General features: G+C 40.0%; 26 protein-coding genes and 1 pseudogene. 22 read left to right on the top strand and 5 right to left on the bottom strand.

Going from position 1 to position 25,531, the window contains the following annotated elements; all coding sequences use genetic code 11:
• Window positions 1-146: 146 nt before the first annotated feature.
• Window positions 147-1,010, bottom strand: coding sequence for an ROK family protein (locus AB3217_RS09500; RefSeq protein WP_260267943.1), 864 nt, complete (start codon window positions 1,008-1,010; stop codon window positions 147-149).
• A 192-nt stretch (window positions 1,011-1,202) separates the two neighbouring features.
• On the opposite strand from AB3217_RS09500, the gene AB3217_RS09495 reads away from it, so the two are divergent.
• Window positions 1,203-1,736 carry a ferritin-like domain-containing protein gene (locus tag AB3217_RS09495; protein WP_057784736.1) on the top strand — a complete coding sequence of 178 codons (534 nt, stop codon included), beginning with the start codon at window positions 1,203-1,205 and terminating at the stop codon, window positions 1,734-1,736.
• Between the two features lie 138 nt (window positions 1,737-1,874).
• Here the strand turns inward: AB3217_RS09495 and AB3217_RS09490 are convergent, their stop codons facing one another.
• Window positions 1,875-2,546, bottom strand: a complete 672-nt coding sequence (locus tag AB3217_RS09490; protein ID WP_260267942.1) for a Crp/Fnr family transcriptional regulator — start codon at window positions 2,544-2,546, stop codon at window positions 1,875-1,877.
• 240 nt (window positions 2,547-2,786) lie between these two features.
• On the opposite strand from AB3217_RS09490, the gene AB3217_RS09485 reads away from it, so the two are divergent.
• Together AB3217_RS09485 and AB3217_RS09480 are read left to right on the top strand one after the other, a co-directional pair.
• Window positions 2,787-4,415, top strand: coding sequence for an ABC-F family ATP-binding cassette domain-containing protein (locus AB3217_RS09485; RefSeq protein ID WP_260267941.1), 1,629 nt, complete (start codon window positions 2,787-2,789; stop codon window positions 4,413-4,415).
• Window positions 4,416-4,514: 99 nt separating this feature from the next.
• Window positions 4,515-5,261 (top strand): alpha/beta hydrolase, encoded by a 747-nt coding sequence (locus AB3217_RS09480; protein WP_260267940.1) that lies wholly within the window; start codon window positions 4,515-4,517, stop codon window positions 5,259-5,261.
• A 62-nt stretch (window positions 5,262-5,323) separates the two neighbouring features.
• On the opposite strand, the gene AB3217_RS09475 is transcribed toward AB3217_RS09480, so the two are convergent.
• Window positions 5,324-5,806 (bottom strand): nucleoside 2-deoxyribosyltransferase, encoded by a 483-nt coding sequence (locus AB3217_RS09475; protein ID WP_367366035.1) that lies wholly within the window; start codon window positions 5,804-5,806, stop codon window positions 5,324-5,326.
• Window positions 5,807-5,840: 34 nt separating this feature from the next.
• The gene (locus tag AB3217_RS09470) at window positions 5,841-6,485 is read right to left on the bottom strand and encodes an NAD(P)-dependent oxidoreductase (RefSeq protein WP_057784741.1); all 645 of its coding nucleotides are present in this window, start codon (window positions 6,483-6,485) and stop codon (window positions 5,841-5,843) included.
• Between the two features lie 158 nt (window positions 6,486-6,643).
• Between AB3217_RS09470 and AB3217_RS09465 the strand changes: the two are divergent.
• The 3 genes and pseudogenes from AB3217_RS09465 to AB3217_RS09455 all read left to right on the top strand — a co-directional run bounded on the left by AB3217_RS09465 (window position 6,644) and on the right by AB3217_RS09455 (window position 10,008).
• A pseudogene (locus AB3217_RS09465) lies at window positions 6,644-8,157 on the top strand (gluconokinase).
• A 439-nt stretch (window positions 8,158-8,596) separates the two neighbouring features.
• Window positions 8,597-8,797: a PLDc N-terminal domain-containing protein gene (locus tag AB3217_RS09460; RefSeq protein ID WP_057782756.1), complete on the top strand. Its 201-nt coding sequence runs from the start codon at window positions 8,597-8,599 to the stop codon at window positions 8,795-8,797.
• Between the two features lie 170 nt (window positions 8,798-8,967).
• Window positions 8,968-10,008 carry an oxidoreductase gene (locus AB3217_RS09455; RefSeq protein WP_367366135.1) on the top strand — a complete coding sequence of 347 codons (1,041 nt, stop codon included), beginning with the start codon at window positions 8,968-8,970 and terminating at the stop codon, window positions 10,006-10,008.
• Between the two features lie 2 nt (window positions 10,009-10,010).
• Here AB3217_RS09455 and AB3217_RS09450 read toward each other — a convergent pair whose 3' ends face one another.
• Window positions 10,011-10,271, bottom strand: coding sequence for a hypothetical protein (locus AB3217_RS09450; RefSeq protein ID WP_260274623.1), 261 nt, complete (start codon window positions 10,269-10,271; stop codon window positions 10,011-10,013).
• 136 nt (window positions 10,272-10,407) lie between these two features.
• Here AB3217_RS09450 and AB3217_RS09445 point away from each other — a divergent pair, with 136 nt between their 5' ends.
• From AB3217_RS09445 to AB3217_RS09370, 16 genes are all read left to right on the top strand, one after another.
• Window positions 10,408-10,731, top strand: a complete 324-nt coding sequence (locus AB3217_RS09445; RefSeq protein WP_057782762.1) for a helix-turn-helix domain-containing protein — start codon at window positions 10,408-10,410, stop codon at window positions 10,729-10,731.
• A 151-nt stretch (window positions 10,732-10,882) separates the two neighbouring features.
• Window positions 10,883-11,728 (top strand): sulfite exporter TauE/SafE family protein, encoded by an 846-nt coding sequence (locus AB3217_RS09440; RefSeq protein ID WP_367366034.1) that lies wholly within the window; start codon window positions 10,883-10,885, stop codon window positions 11,726-11,728.
• On the top strand, window positions 11,728-12,129 hold the full coding sequence (locus tag AB3217_RS09435; protein WP_147206693.1) for a DUF1634 domain-containing protein: 402 nt from the start codon (window positions 11,728-11,730) through the stop codon (window positions 12,127-12,129). Before AB3217_RS09440 ends, AB3217_RS09435 begins: the two co-directional genes overlap by 1 nt.
• 140 nt (window positions 12,130-12,269) lie before the next feature.
• Window positions 12,270-12,656 (top strand): helix-turn-helix domain-containing protein, encoded by a 387-nt coding sequence (locus AB3217_RS09430; RefSeq protein ID WP_057782765.1) that lies wholly within the window; start codon window positions 12,270-12,272, stop codon window positions 12,654-12,656.
• Between the two features lie 103 nt (window positions 12,657-12,759).
• A complete protein-coding gene (locus AB3217_RS09425) occupies window positions 12,760-13,935 on the top strand; it encodes an MFS transporter (protein WP_068808312.1) in 1,176 nt (391 codons plus the stop codon).
• A gap of 125 nt (window positions 13,936-14,060) precedes the next feature.
• Window positions 14,061-15,191 carry a glycosyl hydrolase family 8 gene (locus AB3217_RS09420; RefSeq protein ID WP_057782769.1) on the top strand — a complete coding sequence of 377 codons (1,131 nt, stop codon included), beginning with the start codon at window positions 14,061-14,063 and terminating at the stop codon, window positions 15,189-15,191.
• A gap of 307 nt (window positions 15,192-15,498) precedes the next feature.
• Window positions 15,499-17,706 carry an anaerobic ribonucleoside-triphosphate reductase gene (nrdD, locus tag AB3217_RS09415; RefSeq protein ID WP_068807797.1) on the top strand — a complete coding sequence of 736 codons (2,208 nt, stop codon included), beginning with the start codon at window positions 15,499-15,501 and terminating at the stop codon, window positions 17,704-17,706.
• Window positions 17,651-18,232 (top strand): anaerobic ribonucleoside-triphosphate reductase activating protein, encoded by a 582-nt coding sequence (gene nrdG / locus AB3217_RS09410; protein WP_057782773.1) that lies wholly within the window; start codon window positions 17,651-17,653, stop codon window positions 18,230-18,232. Before nrdD ends, nrdG begins: the two co-directional genes overlap by 56 nt.
• A gap of 104 nt (window positions 18,233-18,336) precedes the next feature.
• On the top strand, window positions 18,337-18,948 hold the full coding sequence (locus tag AB3217_RS09405) for a VIT1/CCC1 transporter family protein (protein WP_367366033.1): 612 nt from the start codon (window positions 18,337-18,339) through the stop codon (window positions 18,946-18,948).
• Window positions 18,949-18,961: 13 nt separating this feature from the next.
• Window positions 18,962-19,759 (top strand): Fe-S cluster assembly ATPase SufC, encoded by a 798-nt coding sequence (gene sufC / locus AB3217_RS09400; RefSeq protein WP_068807792.1) that lies wholly within the window; start codon window positions 18,962-18,964, stop codon window positions 19,757-19,759.
• Between the two features lie 5 nt (window positions 19,760-19,764).
• A complete protein-coding gene (gene sufD, locus AB3217_RS09395; protein WP_068807789.1) occupies window positions 19,765-20,952 on the top strand; it encodes a Fe-S cluster assembly protein SufD in 1,188 nt (395 codons plus the stop codon).
• Window positions 20,945-22,183: a cysteine desulfurase gene (locus AB3217_RS09390; RefSeq protein ID WP_068807786.1), complete on the top strand. Its 1,239-nt coding sequence runs from the start codon at window positions 20,945-20,947 to the stop codon at window positions 22,181-22,183. The genes sufD and AB3217_RS09390 overlap by 8 nt, the downstream gene beginning before the upstream one ends.
• The gene (sufU, locus tag AB3217_RS09385; protein WP_057782781.1) at window positions 22,170-22,610 is read left to right on the top strand and encodes a Fe-S cluster assembly sulfur transfer protein SufU; all 441 of its coding nucleotides are present in this window, start codon (window positions 22,170-22,172) and stop codon (window positions 22,608-22,610) included. The genes AB3217_RS09390 and sufU overlap by 14 nt, the downstream gene beginning before the upstream one ends.
• 2 nt (window positions 22,611-22,612) lie before the next feature.
• Window positions 22,613-23,995, top strand: a complete 1,383-nt coding sequence (gene sufB / locus AB3217_RS09380; RefSeq protein WP_057782783.1) for a Fe-S cluster assembly protein SufB — start codon at window positions 22,613-22,615, stop codon at window positions 23,993-23,995.
• Window positions 23,996-24,007: 12 nt separating this feature from the next.
• Window positions 24,008-24,328, top strand: coding sequence for a metal-sulfur cluster assembly factor (locus AB3217_RS09375; protein ID WP_057782785.1), 321 nt, complete (start codon window positions 24,008-24,010; stop codon window positions 24,326-24,328).
• A 120-nt stretch (window positions 24,329-24,448) separates the two neighbouring features.
• Window positions 24,449-25,450, top strand: a complete 1,002-nt coding sequence (locus AB3217_RS09370; RefSeq protein WP_367366032.1) for a serine hydrolase — start codon at window positions 24,449-24,451, stop codon at window positions 25,448-25,450.
• Window positions 25,451-25,531: the final 81 nt, after the last annotated feature.

Raw genomic sequence — 25,531 nt, 5'->3', positions numbered from 1 at the left:
CCTAATTTTGTTTTGTTAAGTGTATTTTAGCTTACTTACGCAGAGAGGGGAAGCAGAGTGGTTTTTGACCAACTAAAAATAGCGGCCATCAATTACGGAAAGTCCGTTAAGGATGACTCGCTATCCAACTAAACTTGGTTTTAATTTTATTCAGTGGCCTTTTTAGCCAACATCAATGCACCAGTAATTCCGGCGTCATCGCCCAATTCAACATGGACAATGTAATTTGAAATTTCAGGGAAATCTACATAGTCTGCTAGTTGTTTGACAAATTCTTTTTGAATTTGAGGGAAGAGCTGGCTTTGTTTCATAACTCCGCCGCCAAAGATAATGATATCTGGGCGTAAGATCAAAGTGGCATTGACGCAAGCTTGTGCAATATAGTTAGCTTCAATTTCCCAGAATTCGTCACTTGGATCAATTTCATTTCCTTTTTTACCAAACCGTTTTTCAATGGATGGTCCGGCAGCTAAACCTTCAAAACAATCACCATGATAAGGACAAACGCCTTCAAAACCATGATCACGAGGATCGTGTCTCAACAAGATGTGACCCATTTCAGGGTGGCTGTAGCCTTGTAGAAATCCACCATTTTGCAGATAACTGGCACCCACGCCGGTTCCGACAGTCCAGTACAAAATGTTTTGTTTGCCCCGACCTGCGCCAGCCTTGTATTCACCGTAAGCCGCCACGTTGACGTCTGTAGTGAAATAAAATGGAATATCAAAATGAGCCTTCATGGCACCTAAAAAGTCATAGTTTTTCCAAGCTAGTTTGGGCGTATTGGTAATAAAACCATAATTATCGGCTTCTTCATTTAAAGAAACAGGGCCAAACGAACCGATTCCAATTGCGTCCACGGGATGTTGCTCAAAATATGTAAACACCTGCGCCATTGTTTCTTCAGGGGTTGTGGTTGGAAATTGTGTCCGATCTTCAATAGTAATATTTTCATCGCTAACAGCACATACAAATTTGGTTCCGCCAGCTTCAATCGCACCTAATTTCATAAAAAAATTCCTCCTATGCTAAATATGATTACAGTTGTTGTAATCGCTACCATGATTACAGCATAAGAAAAACGGGTCGAAAGAATAAGTAGTTAAGAACTAGAAATTTTTTAAAACTTGATCCTAATCAATTTAACGTCAGCAGTTACTCGATAGAATATAAGCATATTAAGAAATTAGGGGGAACCAAAAATGTCAAAAACTCCAGAAGAATTATTTGCAGCAGAACAGAAACAATCCGAAATCGATCATCATGTGCCCACAGCAGGGGCAATGGTGAATCATATTGTTTCCAATTTCACGGTGCTTGATGCGAAATTACATCAGGTGACTTGGTACGTAAAGGGATTGAGCGCACCAGCAATTCAACATGTGTTGAAGCATTTGATTCGAGAAAACCGAACCCACTATGATGAAGTTGGGGAACTACTTTTAGATGAAAATGAAAAACCATCTTCAACAACCGCGGAATACAGTGAGTATTCGATGATTGGTGAAAATGGTAAGAACAAGTATTTTACGGCTGATGAGATGGTGAGTGAGGCGGTTCAGGATTATGTGACGCAAAATTTGTTTGTGGATCGTGCCATTAAGTTAGCGGAAAAAGAAGAGCGTCCCGCATTGCGTAATTATATGGAAAAATTGCGTGGGGATGATAATCATGCGATTCGTGTGCTTCAGGCGTTAGTCGGCAATAATGCTGGCGATGGGCTGGAGGAAGAATAGAGTGTTCAAGAGAGCGGTAGCTTCTGAGCATTAGCCTAGATAGTTAAATGATTCGCACTTGGAATCGTTTGACTATCGTAGCTAAGCGGAGGAAGTTGCTCTCTTTAACACATTTCGGCTACAAAGGAATAGTAACCTTTAATCCAACAAGACCAGCGCATCCTTATCAATCAATTTAATCCGTTTTTGAGGACCTTGTGTAATCCAGCCCTTTCGTTCGAACTCTGTTAGTTTCCGACTAACGGTTTCTGGCGTGGTGCCGAGATAAATCGCAAGATCCTTTTTTTTGATGGGTAACTTAAAGGTATCTTTTTCCAAACTTGCCCCGGTTTCAACCAGATAATTGCCAATACGAGCTTCAACACTTTCTGTCGAAGCTTCGGTCGTGCGTTTTTCAAGGGATGAAATCCGTTGACCAAATTCGTTAATCAGATTCATGCTGATACTTGGTGATTGGCTGAGTAACTTTTGAAAATTGTTACGGCTAATCTGACAAACTTGCGTCGGGATCAACGCAACACCCGAAGAACTGCGTGTCATTTCTTGAAAAAGGGCCCCTTCACCATCAAAATCACCAGATTGTAACAAATACAGAAGCTGTTCACGACCATTGGCGGCAATTTTTGAAACTTTGACCTGGCCATTAGCGACAATCATGAGTGTGTTCAGTTTGTCCCCATCGAGAAATAGAGATTCGCCAGCCTCGTAATGTTTGTGCATGATAATGGATTCGATTTTATCAACATCGCCATCTGGTAAGTGTTTAAACAGCGGAACTAGTTTTATACAGTCGTGTTCTGAACGTTGCATGATGTAACCTCACTTGCTTTCGAATTTAATTACCTAAAGAATAGCATGAAAAAGCAATTGCGGAAAGAAAACGAATTCAAATAACATAAAGAGATTATTATTAAAAAGTTATCTTATTTTAGGCGTTATTTGGCCCGAATGGCTTGCGTTTGCTTAGTAAATTGTGATACATTTTAAGAATTGTGGATTAGATCTGAAACTCGATTTAAGGGGATTTATCAAGAATAGTGAGGATATTAAATGATAACAGTTACCGATATGAGTATGCAATTTTCTGATCGCAAACTCTATGAAGATGTCAATTTAAAGTTTACGCCTGGAAATTGCTACGGCATTATTGGTGCCAATGGAGCCGGCAAATCAACCTTCTTAAAAATACTTGAAGGCAAACTCCAACCAACAAAGGGTCATATTTCAATTTCACCTAATGAACGGATGTCAAGTTTGAATCAGGATCATTATGCGTTTGAAACTGAAAAAGTTTTGGATACTGTGATTATGGGTCATAAAAAGTTGTATGCCATTATGAAGGAAAAGGATGCTTTGTATGCCAAAGAGGACTTTACCGATGCTGATGGGATTAAAGCAGCCGAACTCGAAGGTGAGTTTGCCGAAATGGACGGCTGGAATGCAGAGTCTGACGCGGCACAACTTTTACAACAACTCGGTATTGATGAAACAATGCAAGCTCAAAAAATGAGCGAACTAACTGAAAGCCAAAAAGTTAAAGTATTGTTGGGACAAGCTTTGTTTGGTGATCCTGATATTTTGGTCTTAGATGAACCAACCAATGGACTTGATGCCCAATCAATTTCATGGTTGGAAGATTTTTTGGGTGATTTCCGGAACACAGTTATCGTGGTATCTCATGACCGCCATTTTCTAAATGCCGTTTGTACCATGATGTGTGACGTAGATTTCGGTAAAATTCAGCTTTACGTAGGTAATTATGATTTTTGGATGGAATCCAGTCAATTAGCTGCCAAACTTAAAGAAAATGCAAATGCCAAAAAAGAAGAAAAGATGAAAGAACTGCAAGAATTCGTGGCTCGTTTCAGCGCGAATGCCTCGAAGTCTAAACAAGCAACTTCTCGAAAGAAACAGCTTGAAAAAATCACTTTGGATGACATTCAACCATCAACTCGAAAATATCCATTCATTAGTTTCACACCAGAACGTGAATTGGGAAATGATTTATTGCGCGTTGATAAGCTTTCCAAATCAATTGATGGTGTGAAGATTCTGGATAACATCACCTTCACTGTCAAACCAGGTGAAAAAGCAGCTTTATTGAGTCAAAATGATTTGGCAACCACCACTTTACTGCAAATTGTTGCGGGTGAACTGGAGCCAGATGAAGGAACGGTTACTTGGGGACAAACGACCACTCGAAGTTATATCCCAAGAGATATTAATAGTTACTTCTCAAATGAAAACTTAGATATCCTAGAGTGGTTGCGCCAGTTTGCACCTAAAGAGGAAAGTGACAATACTTTCTTACGGGGCTTCTTAGGGAAAATGTTATTTTCCGGTGAGGACGTTAATAAGCCAGTTACCAAATTATCTGGTGGTGAAAAGGTGCGTTGCATGCTTTCTAAAATGATGTTGAGTAAGGCCAATGTTTTATTATTGGATGATCCCACGAATCATTTAGACTTGGAATCTATTACGTCATTAAATGATGGCTTGATTAATTTTGGCGGTTCATTGATTTTAACTTCTCATGACCGGCAGTTTATTCAAACAATTGCAGATCACATCATTGAAGTATCGGACAAAGGTGTTGTTGATCGTTCTGAGACTAGCTATGACGAGTTTATGGAGCATGTCGACATTCAAAAAAAGGTCCAGGAATTATATAGTAAATAAACTGTTCATTTCGAGGGTAATAAGCTGAAAAAAATTGCCAATCCTGCTAAGATGACCTTGAATAAAGGTTTGATTTTATTATAGAAGGAAAGTCTTTTTATGGACGTTGAAATTAAACGAGATGGTTTAATCTTACGCGGCTTATTGGAAACACCAGGCACAGATAAGTATGATATTGCAATTCTGATGCATGGCTTTACTGGTGATTTAGGTTATCGAAAGACAGATCTGTTAGCACAAGTAGTACAAAGATTACATGAAGATGGGATTGCCACAATCCGTTTTGATTTTAATGGGCATGGCAAAAGTGACGGCCGTTTTCAAGATATGACGATTTTAAATGAAATTTCGGATGGCAACGCAATTTTAACGTTTACCAGGAAATTACCCCATATTGGAAACATTTTTTTGATTGGACACTCTCAAGGCGGTGTTGTGGCGAGTATGCTTGCTGGTAATTATCCGGAGTATATTTCAAAGCTGGTTCTGTTGGCTCCTGCAGCGACATTAAAGGACGATGCGCTTAAAGGTGACCTGCAGGGTGTCACGTACCAACCGAATCATATTCCAGATGCTTTACCAACCCAAAAGGGACAGATAGTGGGTGGCTTTTATCTGCGAACGGCACAGACAATGCCTATTTATGAAGTTGCCAAACAGTATAAGGGTCCAGTTTGTTTAATTCATGGAGATGCGGATACTGTGGTGGATAAAAAAGCATCAGAACGTTATCAAGAAGTGTACGAAAATAGTGAATTGCATATTGTTGTTGGTGGCTCACATCAATTCAAGGGAGCCGCGCGACCACAAGCTTTGCAATTAATGACTGATTTTTTAAAAAATTGAGAAACAAAAAGAATCCCTGTCGTTGCTGGGATTCTTTTTTATGGGTTTAAAAGAAACTGTTTTTAAATGACGTCTAGATGGACGTATTTATTTTTCAAATTGTAAAAATCATAAGTAGCTAAGTTGGCAATATCTTTTTCACCATTGAACATGGCTGTATAACTACCTGCCAGCATTAAATTGATTGAATTTTCTGTTTGTTTATCAAAACGAACTAAGAAAACGGGTTTGTGCTGGGCATAGGCGTAACCACATTCCCAAATGGTTCCGGCATCGGCTTCATGCTGGCCATTTTCAAGGTCGTAATCAAGGATCGCCACAACAACATCGGCTTGATCAATTTGACGAATATCCGCATTAAAAGTGGCAATTTGCCATTCAAATGACCCGGCGGCAGCGTCCGTATATTCATCTTTTCCTGGAAGAAAAATTACGTCAGAATTGATGGTTTGGTTCTTGTTTAAAAGATTTTTAACGGTCTTTACCCGATTGTTTTGACCATCACTAAAGAATGGGCCGGCGAGATAAACAGATTTTGGTTGCATTAAAATTCTCCTTTAAGTTGTTTAATGTAGAAGCCTACTTGTTGCGGATCGTGAAGCGCGCTTGATGAACACTAGGGTTTTCTAATTCGTCTAAAATAGCAACGGCCATTGTTCCGGTTGAAACTTCAGATTTTTGATTGGCATCGTAAAGAACATGATCTTTTCCTAAAGCATAGTCTGTCTTAGGGCCATCGAGAAAACTGGCCGCTGGAGAAACACCAACCCAATTGACGTTTGTCACAGTTCTTAAGAAATCTAACTCATGAGTTTGTGATTCCGGTGTATCAATCCAAGCTTGTGAGTCAGGAATCTTTTTAAGTTGATCCAGTAAGAGACCATCGTCAGTTTGTAAACTACCTGCTCCAAGAATAAAAACAAGGCGTGGCGTTTCCGTTTCTCGTAATAAATGCACTAAATGGACTGCCAGATCAATATGTTGATAAGCAAGATGTTTACCTAATGGAACGGAAAAGGCATCAATGACAACGTCTAAATTAGTTAAATCTTGTTTAGTGATGTCAAAAGCATCTTTTGCAATAATGGTTACTGTGCCACCAAATAATTTTGTTGCCTTATCTTTGTTACGAACAAGTGCCGTGACCTGATGACCACGATTCAGTGCTTCAGTCACGATTTTTGAGCCGGACTTACCGGTTGCGCCAATGATACCAATTTTCATATTTTTTATGATCCTTTCTCAATATTTACAACGATTTTTCTGTTATAAATTTCTATTTCGATTACAATTAAAATTATAAAGCAAATGAGGCACGAATGTTAGCAATTAGTTTAACCACTTTTGATCGGATTTGCAATTAATATAATTAGGAGAACACCATGCAAGCAATAATCGGTGTCGATATTGGCACAACAAGTACAAAAGTTGTTTTGTTTGATCTAAAAGGGACCGTTTTAGCCAATCAGAATAATGGTTACCCACTTCATCAAGACCAACCAAGTTACGCACAAGAAAATCCAGAACAGATTTTTGCGGCGGTTGTCACTGGTATTAAAAAGGTGATGCAAATAGCTAAACAAAAGTCCTGGAAAGTTTTAGGAGTGTCCTTTTCAGCAGCCATGCACAGCTTGATTTTGATCGATGGCCAAGACAAACCTTTAACCCAAGTCATCACGTGGGCTGATAACCGTTCTGAAAAACAAAGTGCTGAACTTCGCGAAAATGGTCTTGCTCAAGCCTTGTATTTTAAAACGGGAACGCCAAACCATCCCATGACCCCACTGACCAAAATTATGTGGTTTCGTGAAGAACGGCCGCAGTTATTTGCCAAAACTGCCAAGTTTATTGGTATTAAAGACTATATTTTCTTTAAACTTTTTGGAGCTTACGTGATAGATGAAGGACTTGCTTCGGCTACTGGAATGTTTAATATTCAAACGATGGCCTGGGATGCCCAGGCGTTGGCAATTGCTGGTATCACTACAAATCAATTGCCCAAATTGGTGAGCACAGAAACCCAATTTTCTGGAATGTCTGCAACAATGGCTGCTCAGCTAAATCTTGATACTGATGTACCCTTTATTATCGGCAGTAGTGACGGGGCACTCGCAAACCTTGGGGTTGGTGCAACTAACTCTGGTCAATTAGCAGTTAGCATTGGAACCAGTGGCGCAGTCCGATTAGTCGTTGACCATCCGGTTTTTGATCCGGCTGGAAAATTATTTTGTTATGTCCTTGGAAAAGATCAGTGGCTTGTGGGTGGTCCCGTAAATAATGGTGGGATTGTTCTCCAGTGGGTACAGGAGCAGTGGTTCACAAAAGATAGGCAGTCATCTTACGTTGAGTTGATTAAGTTAGCTGCAAAATCAGTTCCTGGGGCCCATGGCTTAATTTTTTTGCCCTATTTAGGTGGTGAACGGGCGCCAATTTGGAATGCGGATGCACGTGGTAGTTTCGTTGGACTGACGCGCCAACACACCCAGCAGACATGATTCGGGCTGTATTGGAAGGGATCGTTTTAAATTTGTGTGAAGTCACGCAAATGATTGAACGGGTAGCAGGTCCGATTGCCAATGTGAAAGCAACTGGTGGATTTTCTCAATCTGCGTTCTGGGTACAAATCTTAGCGGATTGTTTTAATCAAACAGTGACAGTTTCAAAAAAATCGGCGGGTTCAGCTTTAGGTGCGGCCATTATGGGGCTTCACAGTTTGGAAATTGTCCCCAAACTAGCCTTAAATGAGTTGGCATCAACTGATCAGCAAAAATGGCAAGCGAATCCCCAAAATGCCGAATGTTATCAAGATTTGATGAAATTATGGGCACAAATTAGTGAAATTTTGGAACCGGAATACCATAAAATTGCTGATTTTCAGAGCAGATATTTTAAATAACTAAAGGTTGAAACTACAAAAACTTATCTTGTTGCCTGATACGAAAACGTTCATGGCAGCAAAATTAGATAAAATGCCGTCTTCCCGCAAATTTGGGCTGGAACGTAGTGCGAGTTCTTGCGGCCGAGCTTGCCACAAGAATCGACATCGACAGGAGCAAGAAAGATTTTCGGAACGAAAATCATCATTACTAGGCGGAATAGTGGGCACGACTTGGAGGTCTCCAAGCTCGGCCTTTATCTAAGCGAAACCCGCTAAGATAAATGACACTACTGAGCCCATTTGCTTCCAGACTAAGTCTACTCTTTGCGATCACCACACTGATATAATGATTTTGATACTTTCAACCTTTAGTTAAATAAGAATAATAGTTGCGAACGCTTACAAGATAGCTCATACTGTGTTTATTGGAACAATAAAAATGAGGAGTGTGAAGCTAATGAAGAACGATCATGCATTTAAAAAAGAGTATTGGCCAATTGTTGTTTTGGGTGGTTTAATTCAGTTGTTTGCGCTTGTTGATATTTTAAAAAGTCATGAATTCAAACGCGGCAATAAATTAATCTGGAGCGCATTGGTGTTTGTTTTACCGCCATTTGGAGCTTTGTCGTATTATGGGTTTGGTAAGATTAGAAAATAAATGTGATTGTTGATTTGGCAACTGGCAACCAAACTAGCGAACTAACTCGCTAATTTAGTTGCTTTTTATTTCGCTACAAACGTGAAATAGAAAAGATGGAATCAAGTCAGTTGAAAACGATTTCTACCTCGCTTATGATGAAGTTAATAAATAAAAAGGGGATCACTCAAATGACTTTAAAAATGGCAATTATTGGTTTTGGAAAAAGTGCAAATCGTTACCATCTACCTTACCTGAAACAGCGTGAAAATATTGAAGTAAAGTATATTTATAATCATCGCCGTCATCCTGAACGAGAAGCAAATTATCAAGGAATGGGCATTACCTTCACCACGGATTTGGATGAAGTTTTAAATGACGATGAAATTCAGTTGATTACCATTTGTACACCAGCTGATACACATTTTGATTTTGCTAAACAGGTGTTAAACCATGGCAAAAATGTTTTGGTAGAAAAGCCATTCTGCAAAACAGCTAATGAAACGGAACAGCTCTTAAAATTGGCCCAACAAAAACATCTAATTGCAATGCCTTATCAAAATCGGCGCTTTGACAGCGACTATCTCACCTTAAAGGAAGTTTTGGATAGAGGGTATGTAGGTGAACCTTTAGAGATTGAATCTCACTTGGACAAATATCGACCTGACAATAGTGTTCACACTGGTGATAAAATTAACGGTACATTTTATGGACTAGGAATTCATATGCTGGACCAAATGCTGGCCTTGTTTGGGAAACCCCAGTCAGTTGCCTACGATATTTGCACGATTCAGAATACCAAGAGTACGCTTGATGATTATTATCAAATGGATTTGCATTATGGCAAGCTAAAGGTCACAGTCAAAACGGATCCGTTAGTGGCAATGCCAAATCCGCGATTTATTTTACATGGAACAGCTGGATCATACGTAAAGTATGATATTGATCAGCAGGAAAATGATCTTAAACTAGGAATTATGCCCGGAGACTTAAATTTTGGCTTAGATACCCCTGATAAATACGGTAAAGTTAAATATCATAATCAAAATGGCGATTGGATTTCCAAACAAATCCCATCTTTGCAGGGCGATTATGGACGGATTTATGATTCCTTATATGACAGTATTATCAATGGTAAAGAAAAACTGGTTAGTGATGAAGAAACTTTGTTGGATATTGAAATCCTAGAAAGTGGTATTCAACAGCCAACACCTAGTGTGGTTCACTTTTAAAGTTAAGCTGAATGTGAGAAAAAATCATTATTTTCTGAAGCTTGAACCATAAACTTTTGGACGACAAATTGGTGGCGTTTATTGTAATGTCCATAAATTGCAATCCGAGAGTTGGGTTGCGCCATGGCAGGAAAATTGAGTGCATGTTGGTGGACTAAACAATTGATTTTTTGATTTTGTAAATCAGTTAACTCGAAACGCACAAGGGGCGTTAGATTGAGAACCTTAATCGACGATGAAATTTTTCCAGATAACTGTTTCATAACACAAGCAACTCCTTTTAAAAACCATTATACGAACACGCGTTCTTTTTGTAAAGCTTTTTTATTAGAATTAGTAATCACCTTTCTTTACTTAATATCTTATAGTCATCATAATTAAGTTGAAAGGGTGATGACGATGGAGCTGCAAAGTGAAATTTATCATAATCGACGTGAAATGAAGCTCTCTCAAGCAGATTTGGGCGAACGATTAGGAGTAAGTGAAACAATCGTAAACCAGTGGGAACAGGGAGAAAAATATCCCACCGTCGAAAATCTAATTGATTTGAGTAATGTTTTTGAAATTAGTTTGGATCAGTTAATTCGTGGAACTGAGCAAACAATGTATAAAGTTGACACAACACCACATCATTTGAACGGTTGGGATTTTTTGGCGCGTTACTGGTGGCTAATTTTTGCAGTCGGTGGATTTTTATTTTGGATTTTAAGTCGTTTTTCATAGTATGTTACACTAATTAAATTACGAACAGCTAACCTTGAAGGGGCAGTAAATCTTAACTGAATCTTCAGGGTTTATTGATTGCCTGCGCAATTTCTTTTATTATGGAATTTAGTAACAGGCTATGGAGAACTCAAGGGGAGAGGAAAAATCCATGATAAATACAATTTTACTATTAATTATTGTCGGACTGGGAGCTGGCATTTTCGGTGCAATTTTTGGAATTGGCGGTGGCATGATTGTGACACCTGTTTTGACACTTTTGATAGGGCTTGATATTAAATATGCAATTGGAGCAAGCATCATTTCTGTCATCGCAACAAGTTCTGGAGCAACGGTAGCGTATCTAAAAGATGACATGCTTAATTTACGTGTGGCCATGTTTTTAGAGATTGCGACGACAATTGGTGCCATTGCAGGGGCAGTTTTAACCGGCGTGTTGCCATCAGCCGTTCTGTATGTCTTATTTGGTGTTTTGCTTTTGTTTTCAGCTTGGAATATGTATCGAAAAATGAGGGCTGGCAAAGAAAAAACGGAAGCCATTCAGGCTGATTCTTTGTCAACAAAATTGAAATTAAACGGTAGCTATTATGATAATGCGATTGATAAAAAAATCGACTATCAGGTTTCAAATGTTCCAGGTGGGTTCACTATGATGCTGGGTGCGGGGTTAGCGAGTGGACTACTGGGAATCGGGAGTGGGGCTTTCAAGGTCATTGCAATGGATACCATCATGAAGATGCCACTTAAGCCTTCAAGTGCCACTAGTAACCTGATGATGGGAGTTACCGCAGCGGCTAGTGCAACTGTTTATTTCTTTAATGGATCAATCAGACCAGAAATTGCGGCGCCTCTTGCGATTGGCATTTTGGTCGGTGCACTGATCGGGTCGAGAATTATGAAACATTTACGGGCCCGCGTTTTACGGATGATTTTTATTCCCATCCTCTTTTATATTGGACTACAAATGTTTCTTAAAGGATTTGGGGTGACAATCTAATGGCACAAAATAAACAACCAGAAACAGCTGAAGAATTAAAAAAAATGGAAGAAATGAACGAGATTGAGTTAATTATCGGCAAAGTACTCCGAATTGGCGTACTCATTTCTGCGGCCGTTATTTTGGTCGGTGTCCTCTTAGTTGTGTTCACTGGCAAAACTGGTTATGCGGCTAATTTTTATCCCACCACGGTCAAGGCAATTTTGAGTGGAATTGTGGCACTAAAGCCGTTTGCAATTCTAATGTTGGGGCTATTTCTATTGATCCTAACCCCCGTTTTACGGGTTGTGGTTTCTATTTATGCATTTGTGAAAGAACGGGATCATTTGTATGTATGGATTACAACGTTTGTTTTAGTCATTTTGTTGATTGGGATGTGGATCGGTTATATCGGAAAATAGAAGGTTTGCAACGCGTCAAATGAATGAAGAAATGCTATAATAAAACTCCTTGGCAGGGGCAACATAAAGCTTATGAACAAGTTATCGTGAAATAATTGGTGACTTGTTTTTATTTTTGAATTAAAAAGGAGTTTGCAATTATGAAACAACCAACTTTAACGTACAACATTGGGGTCGAAGCGACATTGTCCGTGATCAATGGTAAGTGGAAGGCAATTATTTTATGCCATTTAAAACGCCAATCCATGCGGAATGGTGAATTTTTGAGAGTGATTCCAAACATTACCCAAAAGGTTTTAACCCAGCAGTTACGCGAATTAGAGCATGATGACATTATCCATCGCGAAGTTTTTCCGGAAATTCCACCCCGGGTTGAATATTGCTTAACAGATTATGGTCAAACATTGGCCGATTTGACGGATCAAATGTGCCACTGGGGCGAACGACATATTGAACGGCAAAGAAAAGCGGGCCAAAAAATTAATTTATTAGATACCCAAAGCCCATACTATCAAAAGGTACTCTAATTCTTACTTTTAGGTAACTATCTGACTGTAAAGTGCGTACTTGTGGACCATTTTATAACCTCTATAATAAAATCTTGCGACATAATTTTGGGGAGGTTATCAAATGACAGAAAAACAAACACAACACGCAACGCTAATTCTTTGGTCTTTGGCGATTAGTGCCTTCGCCATCGGATCAACCGAATTCATTAGCGTGGGTTTATTACCTTTACTAGTGAGCCAATTTAAAATTTCATTAGCAATGGCGAGCTTAACCGTTTCGGGATATGCTTTTGGTGTCATGATTGGAGCACCAGTTCTAACAATTCTAACAGCTCGATGGAATCGCCATACGCTAATGGTCGGTATCATGGTCGTGTTTATATTGGGCAATTTAATGGCGGCTAGTGCACAAAACTTTGCCTGGCTTCTTGTAGGTCGCTTGATTGCGGCAGTCATTCATGGCTTATTCATGTCAGTTTCTAGTGTGATCGCCGCAGATGTGGTGGCGCCTTCTAAACGAGCGAGTGCCATTGCCTTGATGTTCACGGGATTAACGGTGGCTACCGTCACAGGAGTACCACTGGGAACGTTTGTTGGTCAACATTTTGGTTGGCGGTTTTCGTTTTTATTTTTAGCTTTAATTGGCTTGGTCAGTTTATTAGCGACTTGGATATTGATTCCTAGAAATTTACCGGTGGGTAGACCCATTCAGATTAAAAATATTGGCAGACTTATCTTTGATAAAAAAATATTGTTAGCACTATTACTAACTATTTTTGGATATGGGAGCACCTTTACGAGTTACACCTATATCAGCCCAATTATGACCCGTTTGATGCATTTTCAGCCAAGTACGGTTGTGATTATTTTGATTGTTTACGGATTAATGGTGGCTATTGGCAACACAGTGGGTGGGCGGTTTGCAAATCAAACGCCACTAACTGGTCTTTTGTGGATGTTTACCTTGTTGACTGTCACACAACTCTTCTTGGGTGTGTTTATTAGTTTCAAATGGATGGGACTACTGATGGTCCTTCTTTTGGGATTATTTGCCTTCATGAATGTGCCGGGTGAACAATTAGTTATTGTGCAATTAGCTGAACAGGATCATCCCGAAGATATTGGACTAGCATCTGCCTTGAATATTTCGGCGTTTAACATTGGGATTATGATTGGCTCCGGGTTAGGCAGTCAAATTGTGGAAACTACTGGTCTGGCAATGACACCATATGCAGGAGTTTTGATGGGAATTTTGGCAATTGGCCTGACCTGGCTATTAAAACGCGCCACTAAATAGCATTGAATTTTAGTGGCTGGATGATAGGGTAGTTGATTTAAAAAAATTTCAAGCTAGTTGTTACACCTTTCAATGATTATAGCTATAATAAAAGTAGGTTATTCTAATTGAAGGGGGACTTAAGTTTGAAGCAGAAAAAATTATGGGTGAGCCTCTTAGGACTTGTCATTGTTGCAGGGGTGGTCGTGGGATTAACCAATCTCAAGGCACAACCTGCACGAGCAAAAACGAGTCAAGCGGTTACCTTATATAATCAGTGGAAGAAAGCTTATGTAGGTGGAAAATCTCAAAAGTATGTGAAGAACAATAATGGATCAGGGGCAACTTACGTCACTTCCGAAGGTCAAGGATATGGCATGTTGGCAACTGTTTTAGCTGCTAAAAAGGGTGCAAATACGCACACCACATATAATCAAATGTACGCTTATTATCGTGCCCATCGAATTTCCAGTAAAGATGCTCTTATGACGTGGCGACAAGCGAGTCGTTCAGGAAAATTGAAGAGTGTTGGTTCAGAGAAAAATAGTGCGACCGATGGTGACTTGGATATTGCTTATTCACTCATTTTAGCTGATAAAAAATGGGGAAGTAAGAAAACAAATTACAAAGCAGCGGCCAAGACTTTGTTAAAGGCTATCAAAAAACGAGAAATTAATACAACCACTTACTTGCCAAAAATGGGTAACTGGGCAACCAGCAGCTATGATAAGAGTAAACTTCGGACGTCTGATTTGATGACGGGATACTTCAAGACATTTGCAAGTTACACCAAAGATAGCACCTGGACAAAAGTAGCCAAACAAAGCCAGGTAGCAGTTAAGAAGTTAAGTGCGCGTCACAAGTCTGGCTTGTTCCCTGATTTCATCAAGGTAACTGGCAAGAGCATCAAACTTTCGGCATTCAAGGCTTATCAAATCGAGAGTGCACAAGATGATGAGTATGGTTATAATGCTTGCCGAGTGCCATGGCGGTTAGCACAAACTTATAAAATCAGCAAAGATAGCGTGACAAAAAACGCGTTAAAGAAACAATTGAATTTCTTTAACAAACGTAAGAAGATTACAGCTGTTTACACTTTGACTGGAAGAGCTGTTCATAGTTACACCAATACGGCCTTTACTGCTCCGGTTAACTTTGCAGCAAAAACAATGAAATACACTAGTTTGCAAAAGAAGACGGCTAAACAATTGCCAAAGAAGATTGAAAAAAAGAATTATTTCTCAGCAACACTTGAAGTAGTTACAGCACTTCAATAAAGTTTGATCGACGTAATAAAAATTTAAGCAAAGGATCATGACAAAAATTTAGTTTTTGTCATAATCCTTTTTTTGTACCCAAAGTGGGAAGGCTTTCAAATAAATAAAAAAAGTTTGGGTCGCTAATCTGCGGCGAAACGGCATTGTGGATATTTGGTTAGAAAATCGACTAAAAAAGTGATACACAAACGAACTCAAAAGGACTACTATATATAGTGTGCACATAAGATAAAATCACAACAAGTTGTGGTATTTTACTTACTAAAACACAATAATAGATAATATATAAAGCAGTAGGAGGTACAATATGATATCAACAATTAAAGACAAATTAGGACTATTACGAACAATTCCAATTCAAAAAAGAGATGGCGAAACGGCCAAGTTTCATCCTTATAAGTTAATTTTTAGCTTATCCAAGGTTTTACCAGATGAAAGTGACAGAGAATTAATTTATGAGGCTTTGTATGATCAGTTTCATGATCAAACAGTTATTCAAACGCGTGATATTCATGATGCTGTTCTGACCCAATTAAAAAATCAGGGATTCGCTGAAGCAGCCCAAAAGTATCGAGATTTTTATTTAGCTGATCAGCAAAAATTTGCCGATGCCACGAATGTGCAAAAAAGAATTGAAAAAGTTTTTGAACGGGATGCCGAAGTTGTCCATGAAAATGCCAATAAAGATAGCACCATCTTTAATACGCAACGAGATTTGGAGGCTGGCGCTGCCAGTCGGGCGATGGGACTTAAAATGTTGCCAGAATTAGTAGCTAAAGCTCATTTGCGGGGTGATATTCACTGGCATGACTTGGACTATTCACCCGTGACTCCCGAAACTAACTGCTGTTTGATCGATTTTGATGGCATGTTAAAAAATGGCTACAAAATTGGTAATGCCGAAGTAGATTCGCCACGCTCCATTCAAACCGCTACGGCCCAGATGGCACAAATCATTGCGAACGTGGCTTCACTTCAGTATGGTGGCTGTTCCGCCAACCGAATTGATCAGCTTTTGGCTCCTTATGCGGAGATTAATTATCAAAAACACTTAACTGATGCCAAAAAGTGGGTGGCTGCTGATAAACAAGCGGCTTATGCCAAAGCAAAAACACGTAAGGACATTTACGATGCCATGCAGGCACTGGAATATGAAATCAACACTTTATATTCTTCACAAGGGCAGACACCGTTTACCACCGTTAACTTTGGTCTGGGCACTAGTTGGATTGAACGAGAAATTCAAAAATCAATTCTGGAAATTCGGATCAAGGGTCTGGGAACAGAGCATCGAACGGCTATTTTTCCAAAGTTAATTTTCACGTTGAAACGTGGCTTAAATTTACGGCCAACTGATCCCAATTACGATATTAAACAACTAGCAGTTGAATGTTCAACGAAGCGAATGTATCCAGATCTTTTAATGTACGACAAGATCAAGGAATTAACGGGCAGTTTCAAAACACCAATGGGGTGTCGGTCATTTTTACAGGGATGGCATGATGAAAACGGCAAAGAAGTAAACTCAGGCCGAATGAATCTAGGCGTCGTCACGCTAAACCTACCTCGGTTGGCGTTGTCTGCTAATGGTGATCAAAAGTTATTCTGGGAGATTTTTGATGAACGGATGAATTTGTGTCACCAAGCCTTAGCCTATCGTATTGAACGCACGAAAGAAGCACAGCCAAAAAATGCACCATTACTGTATATGTATGGGGCATTTGGCAAACGATTACCGGCCGATGGGAATGTAGATGACTTATTTAAGAATCAACGGGCGACTGTTTCGTTAGGATACATCGGGTTATACGAAGTGTGCACTGTGTTTTATGGTGAAAACTGGGAGCACAATGCCCAAGCGCACGAATTTGCAGAAAAAGTTGTGAAAGCCATGCGACAGAAATGTGATGAGTGGGCTCAGGCCAGTGGTTATCATTATAGTTTATACTCCACGCCAGCTGAGTCCTTGACGGATACTTTTTGTCGTGACGACATTGCGAAGTTTGGTAAAGTGGCCAATGTGACAGATAAAGAATATTACACAAATAGTTTTCACTATGACGTCCGTAAACATCCGACCCCATTTGAAAAATTAACCTTTGAACAGGACTTTCCTAAATACGCTTCGGGTGGTTTTATCCATTACTGTGAATATCCGAATTTGACGCAAAATCCGAAAGCTCTCGAAGCAGTTTGGGATTGGGCCTATGATCATGTGGGCTATCTAGGAACCAACACGTCGATTGATAAGTGCTATAAATGTGGGTTTAAGGGTGAATTTAAAGCGACTGCTCGTGGCTTTCAGTGTCCACAATGTGGCAACCACGATCCGCAATATTGCGATGTCGTCAAACGAACCTGTGGATATTTGGGAAATCCGCAACAACGGCCAATGGTCCATGGCCGACACGTAGAAATTGCTTCACGAAGAAAAAATCTAACGATGGAGATGATAAAGAATGCCGCAAAAAATGCACGGTCCAAACAATCCGACTCCGAAAGAGTGGTTGGCTAAAGATCTTAGTCTCCAGTATATTGCCGATTATAAGGCTTTTAACTTTGTGGATGGCGAAGGTGTTCGCTGTAGCTTATATGTGAGTGGCTGTCCATTTCACTGCCCTGGTTGCTACAATGTGGCGGCACAAAATTTTCACTATGGCAAACCTTACACTCAAGAATTGGAAGATCAGATTATTGAAGATCTCAGTCAAGATTATGTGCAGGGATTGACCTTATTGGGTGGTGAACCTTTTTTGAATACCCAAGTTTGCCTAAGAATTTGTAAACGGGTGCGTCAAGAATTTGGTCATAGCAAGGATATTTGGTCTTGGTCTGGTTATACCTGGGATGAATTGCTGAAGGATTCAGACGACAAATTGGAAATGTTGTCGCTATTGGATATTTTGGTTGACGGGCGTTTTCTGGAAGAACAAAAAGATTTAACCCTTCAATTTCGAGGGAGCGCCAATCAGCGTATTATCGATGTGCCAAAATCGTTGGCTACCCATAAAGTTGTAATCTGGGATAAATTAGTCCGGTAACTAAATTTGTTTTGAATGCATGAATTTTTGATGCTCCCGATTCATGCATTTTTCGTCAAAAAAATTAAGAATTTAACAGGACGACATAAGATTGGAGAAATTAGATGTTAGAAATTCATAAATTGATTACAACTAAAAGATTTCATTTTGGGGATAGTTTAAATGTGATTCGAGCGGGAATCTTAGGAGCCAATGACGGTATTATTTCTGTTTCTGGAATTGTTTTGGGAGCAGCAGCAGCCAATTTAAACAGTTATACACTTTTCATCAGCGGCGTCTCCGGTATGCTTGCTGGGGCCTGTTCGATGGCTGGTGGTGAATTTATTTCCGTAAGCGCCCAAAAAGAGGTCCAGCTGAACCGGTTAAGTATTCAAGGGCAAGCCAGCACGGTTTACAAAACTTCAGAAACCTATCAAACAAAGATTAGAGAAATTGATGTCTTAAATCCAATTCATGCTGCTACGGCTTCCTTCTTTTCGTTTTTATGTGGGGCTTTAATCCCACTATTGGCAATCAGTCTTTCAACTAGTCAATGGCGAGTTTGGAATACGTCGTTGGCAATGATTGCAGCTCTTTCGATCAACGCGATTATTGGTTATCAAAAAGCTGGAACACCGATTTATAAGGCGGTGATTCGAAACATTTCAGTGGGTGTGTTTACCACGTTAGTGACCTATTTTATCGGGACATTACTTGGCGTGGCGGTATCGGGATAATGGAGGACAGAGAATGAAAACTTTAGAAATTAAAGACTTACATGTGGCAGTTAAAGATGAGGATACTCAAAAAATGAAGGAAATTCTAACCGGCGTCAATTTAACGATTCATACCGGTGAAGTTCATGCAATTATGGGTCCAAATGGCACAGGAAAATCTACCTTGTCGGAAACCATTATGGGTAATCCCCGCTACCACGTGACACAGGGTGACATTTTATTGAACGGTAAAAGCTTGTTAAAGCAAGCGGTAGATGTGCGGGCACGTGCAGGATTATTTTTGGCTATGCAATATCCGGCAGAAATAAAAGGCATTACCAACATGGAATTCTTACGTGCTGCCATTAATGCCCGCCGACCAGAAGGTGCCCCAATTCCAATTAAAGATTTTTTAACTCAGTTAGATAGTGCGTTAGCCATTTTAAATATGACGAGTGACATGGCAGAACGTTATTTAAACGAGGGCTTTTCTGGTGGCGAACGGAAACGCAATGAAATTTTGCAATTACTGATGATTAAACCGACTTTTGCCATTTTAGATGAATTGGATTCCGGGCTTGATATTGATGCGCTTCAAGTTGTTTCTAAAGGGGTGAATCATGTTATGGGTCCAGATTTTGGAACGTTGATGATTACCCATTACAAACGAATTTTGAAATATATTAAACCTGATCAAGTGCACGTTATGATGGGTGGCCGCATCGTAAAAACGGGGGATGCTTCATTGGCCGATCACTTGGAGGATGAAGGTTATTCTGGTTTACGAGATGAGTTAGGAATTCATGTTGATTTGGTTGATTCGGAGGTCTAACGAAGATGAGTGAACCCATAATGAAAAAGTTACCAGAGTTAGGCTTATTTCCAAATGAGCCTGCTTGGTTTACGGATATTCGAAAAACTGCTTTAAAGAATTATCGGAATACTAAATTGCCCCGGTTTGCCAAAGTTCATTATGAATATTGGCAATTAGGCGAACTAATGACTCAAGTTAAACCGTCTATCGATCAAGAGATGGATTGTAGTACAAATGATTATATTTTATGCACGTTGGCTACGGCGTTAATGAAGCATGAAAAGCTAGTGGAAAAGTATTATCTTCAAAAAGCACTGACGACTTTAACAGATCGATTGGTTAATTTTAGTACGGCCTTTGTGAATGCTGGGAGCTTTCTTTATATTCCTGCAAACACAAAATTAACGAAGCCAATCCTTTTACCGGAAAACTCAAAGACAAAGTTTGAGCAGGAAATAAGTCATAACCTGATTATTCTAGGTGAAGGCGCACAGGCGACGATTGGGATACAGAGCAATGGGGCAGGAACCGCCAAAACCGGCCATCGAATTTCAGAAATTGTTTTAGAGGCCAATAGTCACTTGAATTTAATTAATTTGGATGATTTTACTGCCGCTCAACCAATTTATTTGAATCGTCAAGCTTCTGTTGGTGAAAATGCGCATCTTAATTGGTCGATCGGATCCTTTAGCGATGGCAACGTCATTGCGGAAATGAACGCCGAGTTGGTTGGTAGACGGGCAGTTGCCACAATTAACAATGCGGCCATCACTTCTGGAAAACAAACACAGGGTATGAATACGCGAGTTACTAATTTTGCTCCCCATTCTGTGGGTAAAATTCGACAGCGAGGAGTCATTTTGGATGAATCACGATTAGTCTTTAATGGAATTGGCAAAATTATCCACGGGGCGCATGGGACGATTGCGGAACAAGAAAATCGCATCTTAATGTTATCAGACAAGGCTAGTGGGGATGCTAATCCCATTTTGTTAATTGATGAAAATGATGTGGAAGCAGGTCATGCTGCTAGCGTTGGCCGTTTGGATAAGAAACAATTGTATTATTTAATGAGTCGCGGCCTATCAAAACCAACTGCCAAGCGATTAGTGGTCCGGGGATTTATTGGTGAATTGGCAAAAGAAATAGCCAATCCTCAAATACGTCAAAGCTTCCAAAAAAGTTTAGAAAGAAAGTTGCCCAATGCCTAATAAGTTTAAAAATTTGTCTCATGACTTTCCGATTTTAAAACGCAAAATTAATGATGAGCCCTTGGTCTATCTGGATAATGCAGCGACTTCGCAAACTCCTAATCAAGTTTTGAATCGGATTGGTGATTTTTATCAACACTCGAATGCCAATGTCCATCGTGGCGTTTACACCCTGGCTAACGAGGCAACAGCTGCCTACGAACAGGTACGGAATCAAGTTGCTGCATTTATTAATGCACCGAGTGCTAAATCAATTGTGTATACCCGGTCCACTACTGATAGTTTAAATTTGATTGCCACTAGTTTTGGCAATTTAGTGGTAACTCAAGGCGACGAAATTCTGATTACAATTATGGAACATCACAGTAATTTGATTCCATGGCAACAATTGGCGAAACGGAAACACGCAACTTTGAGATATGTCGAGTTAAATGCGGATCAGACTTTAGACATGGCTGATTTGAAACACAAATTAACAAATAAAACGAAGATTGTGGCAATCACGCAAACCAGCAATGTACTTGGGGTGACTAACCCCATTAAAGAAATCGCAAAATTAGCCCACCAACATCAAGCGTATATTGTGGTGGATGCTGCTCAATCTGTTGCCCATCAAAAAGTTGATGTTCAGGATTTAGATGCCGATTTTTTGACCTTTTCTGGTCATAAGATGCTAGCGACAACGGGCATTGGTGTGTGTTATGGCAAACCAGAATTGCTGGCAGAAATGCCACCCGTTCAATTTGGTGGTGAAATGATCGAAAGTGTTAGCCGCACGAATGCCACTTGGCAAGCAGCACCATGGAAGTTTGAGGCCGGAACCCCAAATATTGGTGGTGTTATTGGGTTAGGCGCTGCAATTGACTATCTGTCTGAAATTGGCATGGCTGAAATTAACGCCAGAGAACAGCAATTAACCGCTTATTTATTTCCGAAACTGACTGCTGTTAACAAGCTCACAATATACGGGTCAAAAGAGGCTAGTCAACATGCGGGGATCATTTCGTTTAATTTAGGTCAGCTTCATCCTCATGACGTGGCCACTGGATTGGACATGTTAGGCGTTGAGGTTCGAGCAGGTCACCACTGTGCGCAACCATTAATGGCGACGTTAGGGGTACAAGCCACCGTTCGGGCAAGTTTGAGTTTTTATAACTCAGTTGAAGATCTGGATCGTTTTGTCCAGGCAATTCAAATGGTGAAGGAGTTTTTTGCAGGTGAGTCTAAATAAATTAAATCAGCTATATATGGCGGTCGTCATGGATCATGCAAGTCATCCCCACCACAAACTGGCGTTACCGGATGCGACGACTAGTGTGGAATTACATAATGTGTCCTGTGGCGACGATATTCGTGCCTTTATCTTAATGAAAGACGACAAGGTGCAGCAGGTGTCTTTTACAGGAAATGGTTGTACCATTTCACAAGCATCAGCAAGCATGATGACAGATGCGCTTGCCGGGTTAACTAAAACTGAGGCAGTTGCAGGTTGTGAAGCTTTTTTTCAGTTGGTTATGGGCAAGCAAATTTCAACAAAAGCGAAAGCATGGCTTGGCGATGCAGAAATTTTAGGCAGTGTGGCGGAGTTCCCCGCGCGAATCAAATGTGCCACTTTAGCTTGGCATGCAGCTCAAGAAGCTTTGGAAGGAGGTAATTAACAATGGCAACAGAAGATTACGAATATGGATTTCATGATGATGTGAAGCCTGTTTTTTCAACTGGTAAAGGCTTAAATGAAAAAATTATTCGGCAAATTTCGGCCGAAAAGCATGAACCAAAATGGATGTTAGACTATCGATTGGCGGCTTATAAAGTTTATCAGAAGATGCCCATTCCAAAGTTTGGTCCCAAACTGGATGATCTGGACTTGAAAAATATGTTGTACTACCAAAAGGCAACGGATAAGAAGTTTCGAAACTGGGATGATGTGCCAGCAACCATCAAAAAGACATTTGATCGGTTAGGCGTTCCGCAAGCGGAAAGACAATATTTAGCCGGCTCTTCCGCGCAATATGAGTCCGAAGCGGTTTATCATAATATGCGCGAATCTTTTGCGAAGAAAGGGATTATTTTTACAGATACGGACACCGCTTTACAAAAATATCCGCAACTATTCAAAAAATGGTTTGGCAAACTTGTACCACCCACGAATAATAAGTTTGCTGCATTGAATGCGGCTGTTTGGTCCGGTGGCACATTTCTTTACGTTCCTAAAGGTGTCCAAACACAAATTCCCGTTCAGGCTTATTTTCGGATTAACGCCGCTAATTCTGGTCAGTTTGAGCGGACACTTATTATTGTGGACGAGGGGGGTCGAATTGACTATGTGGAAGGTTGCACAGCCCCTAAATATGATACAGATAGTTTACATGCCGCGGTCGTTGAAGTGAATGTGTTGAAAGACGCTTATTGCCGATATACCACCATTCAAAACTGGTCAAACAATGTGTATAGTTTGGAAACTAAACGAGCGCAGGCACTTGAAAATGCCACGATGGAATGGGTAGATGGTAATCTCGGTTCCAAAACAACCATGAAATATCCTTCCGTTTATTTAAACGGAAGAGGCGCACGGGGAACCATGTTGTCGATTGCAGTTGCCGGTCATAATGTGGATCAAGATACGGGTGCCCAAATGATTCACAACGCGCCTGAGACGTCATCTTCCATCGTGTCAAAATCAATTGCTAAAGACGGCGGAATTGTTGATTATCGCGGAAATGTTAAGTTTGCGCGTCAGTCGGCCGGCTCGTTTGCTCATGTAGAGTGTGACACCATTATTATGGATGATGATTCTTCTAGTGATACGATTCCATACAATGAAATTTTGAATAGTAATGTTTCAATGGAGCACGAAGCGAAGGTATCAAAAATTTCGGAAGAGCAACTCTATTATTTGATGAGCCGGGGAATTTCCGAACGAAAAGCTACTGAAATGATTGTCATGGGATTTGTGGAACCTTTCACGAAAAAATTGCCAATGGAGTATGCGGTGGAATTAAACCGGTTGATTAGTTTTGAAATGGAAGGTGCAATTGGTTAGGGGGTACCTTGAATGACCTTAGAAAAAGAAAATTTTAAAGATCAAGGTTTTCGAATTTTATCAACTGTTATTGATCCAGAGCTTGGTGTTGATCTGGTAGGTTTGGGATTAATTTATGACGTTGAAGTTGATGAAACGGGCTTATGCACAGTGACAATGACACTGACCACGATGGGATGTCCGCTGACCGATCTGTTAAATAATGCCATTTCTGATGCACTGATGGCGGCCGATGAAGTTAAGCAGGTAAAAATCAATTTGGTCTGGGAACCCGTTTGGACGATTGACAAAATGAGTCGTGAAGCGCGAGTTAAATTGGGTGTGTTTTACTGAGTATCTAGACTTTTTTGGAATGTAATGAAACGTTAATATTAAGCTTCTAAAAGACTGTTCAAAACATGCAAGTTAAGTAGTATTCTTGAAAGAGAGTATCAAAGAGGCACAACTTTGTTATTGGGGAAAAAAAATTGGGTTGTCGTCACTGAAGGATTGAAATTAATGAATCGAAATAATAAACCTAGTATTAATAGAATTATTTTCAAAGCTTTCCCATGGGTAATGGGAGTACTCTTGATTATATTAATTTACATCAAAATAAACTCAGGTAGTGCACAATCAAATTCCAACGCGGCTAGCAGTGCTTCGCAGGCGGATAACGCTTCGCGAAGTTCACAAGTGGTAAAACAACGCCAAAAAATTAAGTCTCAGCTGCAAACTTATCTGAATAAAGTGACAAAAGACGGAACCACAAGCGTTAGTTTTTATAATCTGGGGGCTTCTAAAAAGGCTACTAAGAAGATAAAGAACGCGGCGGTTTACGAAAAAGGTAGCTTAACAACCGAATCATCCAATGCACATACACCGGAAGTCGCGGCCAGCACGTTTAAATTATTCATCAGTGCTTTTTTGATGAATCAAAAGCAAAAAGGGCAGTTTAGCTGGACAGCCACCAATACTAATGGTTTTTATCAAATGATCGTGAATAGTGACAACACTTACGCGGATAATGAATTACAAAGTTATGGCATGGCAACGGTCAATAGTTTTGTTAAGAAACAGGGCTGGTACAATCCCGTTTTTCAAGAAACAAAAGTTGCGACAACGACCAGCCACAGCCTAATGCTCTTATTGGAAAAGCTGAGCCAAGCGAAAGGCCCATTTAAGAATAGTAGTGATCAGAAGAAAATTTTGGCTTTAATGCGTAAACAAATTTATCGAACTGGAATTCCAGCTGGCGCTAAAGCTGCAGAAAGTGGGACGAAGGTGGCCGATAAAGTGGGCTTCTTGAATGACACGAATAATGATGCTGGAATTGTGACTTTGCCAAATGGCGAACGCTACATTTTAGTTGTCATGACACATGGTCATGGCCAAAGCGGGTTTAGTGGATTCCCTAAGATAGCCAAAATAACGAAGAAGGTCCAAACCATTGTGTATGGATCTGACACGAAATAAAACAATAGACCTCAGGTTGTAAAAAACTTGAGGTCTATTGTTTTGGATTTTTTAGAAAACAGTATGCACTGTTTGATTGAA

This window comes from Pediococcus parvulus (assembly GCF_964063155.1).
Classification (GTDB): domain Bacteria; phylum Bacillota; class Bacilli; order Lactobacillales; family Lactobacillaceae; genus Pediococcus; species Pediococcus parvulus.
The sequence above is the reverse complement of the archived record's forward strand: the minus strand, read 5'-3'. Positions and strand labels throughout refer to the sequence as shown.

Coding starts and splice junctions, on each gene's coding strand:
- AB3217_RS09405 (WP_367366033.1), top strand. CDS start 18,337: ATGTTAGAAATTCATAAATTGATTACAACTAAAAGATTTCATTTTGGG.
- AB3217_RS09475 (WP_367366035.1), bottom strand. CDS start 5,806: ATGCAACCAAAATCTGTTTATCTCGCCGGCCCATTCTTTAGTGATGGT.
- AB3217_RS09435 (WP_147206693.1), top strand. CDS start 11,728: ATGGCACAAAATAAACAACCAGAAACAGCTGAAGAATTAAAAAAAATG.
- sufC (WP_068807792.1), top strand. CDS start 18,962: ATGAAAACTTTAGAAATTAAAGACTTACATGTGGCAGTTAAAGATGAG.
- AB3217_RS09450 (WP_260274623.1), bottom strand. CDS start 10,271: ATGAAACAGTTATCTGGAAAAATTTCATCGTCGATTAAGGTTCTCAAT.
- sufB (WP_057782783.1), top strand. CDS start 22,613: ATGGCAACAGAAGATTACGAATATGGATTTCATGATGATGTGAAGCCT.
- AB3217_RS09425 (WP_068808312.1), top strand. CDS start 12,760: ATGACAGAAAAACAAACACAACACGCAACGCTAATTCTTTGGTCTTTG.
- AB3217_RS09500 (WP_260267943.1), bottom strand. CDS start 1,010: ATGAAATTAGGTGCGATTGAAGCTGGCGGAACCAAATTTGTATGTGCT.
- AB3217_RS09480 (WP_260267940.1), top strand. CDS start 4,515: ATGGACGTTGAAATTAAACGAGATGGTTTAATCTTACGCGGCTTATTG.
- AB3217_RS09490 (WP_260267942.1), bottom strand. CDS start 2,546: ATGCAACGTTCAGAACACGACTGTATAAAACTAGTTCCGCTGTTTAAA.
- AB3217_RS09455 (WP_367366135.1), top strand. CDS start 8,968: ATGACTTTAAAAATGGCAATTATTGGTTTTGGAAAAAGTGCAAATCGT.
- AB3217_RS09390 (WP_068807786.1), top strand. CDS start 20,945: ATGCCTAATAAGTTTAAAAATTTGTCTCATGACTTTCCGATTTTAAAA.
- AB3217_RS09375 (WP_057782785.1), top strand. CDS start 24,008: ATGACCTTAGAAAAAGAAAATTTTAAAGATCAAGGTTTTCGAATTTTA.
- AB3217_RS09470 (WP_057784741.1), bottom strand. CDS start 6,485: ATGAAAATTGGTATCATTGGCGCAACCGGTAAGTCCGGCTCAAAAATC.
- AB3217_RS09485 (WP_260267941.1), top strand. CDS start 2,787: ATGATAACAGTTACCGATATGAGTATGCAATTTTCTGATCGCAAACTC.
- AB3217_RS09445 (WP_057782762.1), top strand. CDS start 10,408: ATGGAGCTGCAAAGTGAAATTTATCATAATCGACGTGAAATGAAGCTC.
- nrdG (WP_057782773.1), top strand. CDS start 17,651: ATGCCGCAAAAAATGCACGGTCCAAACAATCCGACTCCGAAAGAGTGG.
- sufD (WP_068807789.1), top strand. CDS start 19,765: ATGAGTGAACCCATAATGAAAAAGTTACCAGAGTTAGGCTTATTTCCA.
- AB3217_RS09460 (WP_057782756.1), top strand. CDS start 8,597: ATGAAGAACGATCATGCATTTAAAAAAGAGTATTGGCCAATTGTTGTT.
- AB3217_RS09495 (WP_057784736.1), top strand. CDS start 1,203: ATGTCAAAAACTCCAGAAGAATTATTTGCAGCAGAACAGAAACAATCC.
- AB3217_RS09430 (WP_057782765.1), top strand. CDS start 12,270: ATGAAACAACCAACTTTAACGTACAACATTGGGGTCGAAGCGACATTG.
- nrdD (WP_068807797.1), top strand. CDS start 15,499: ATGATATCAACAATTAAAGACAAATTAGGACTATTACGAACAATTCCA.
- AB3217_RS09440 (WP_367366034.1), top strand. CDS start 10,883: ATGATAAATACAATTTTACTATTAATTATTGTCGGACTGGGAGCTGGC.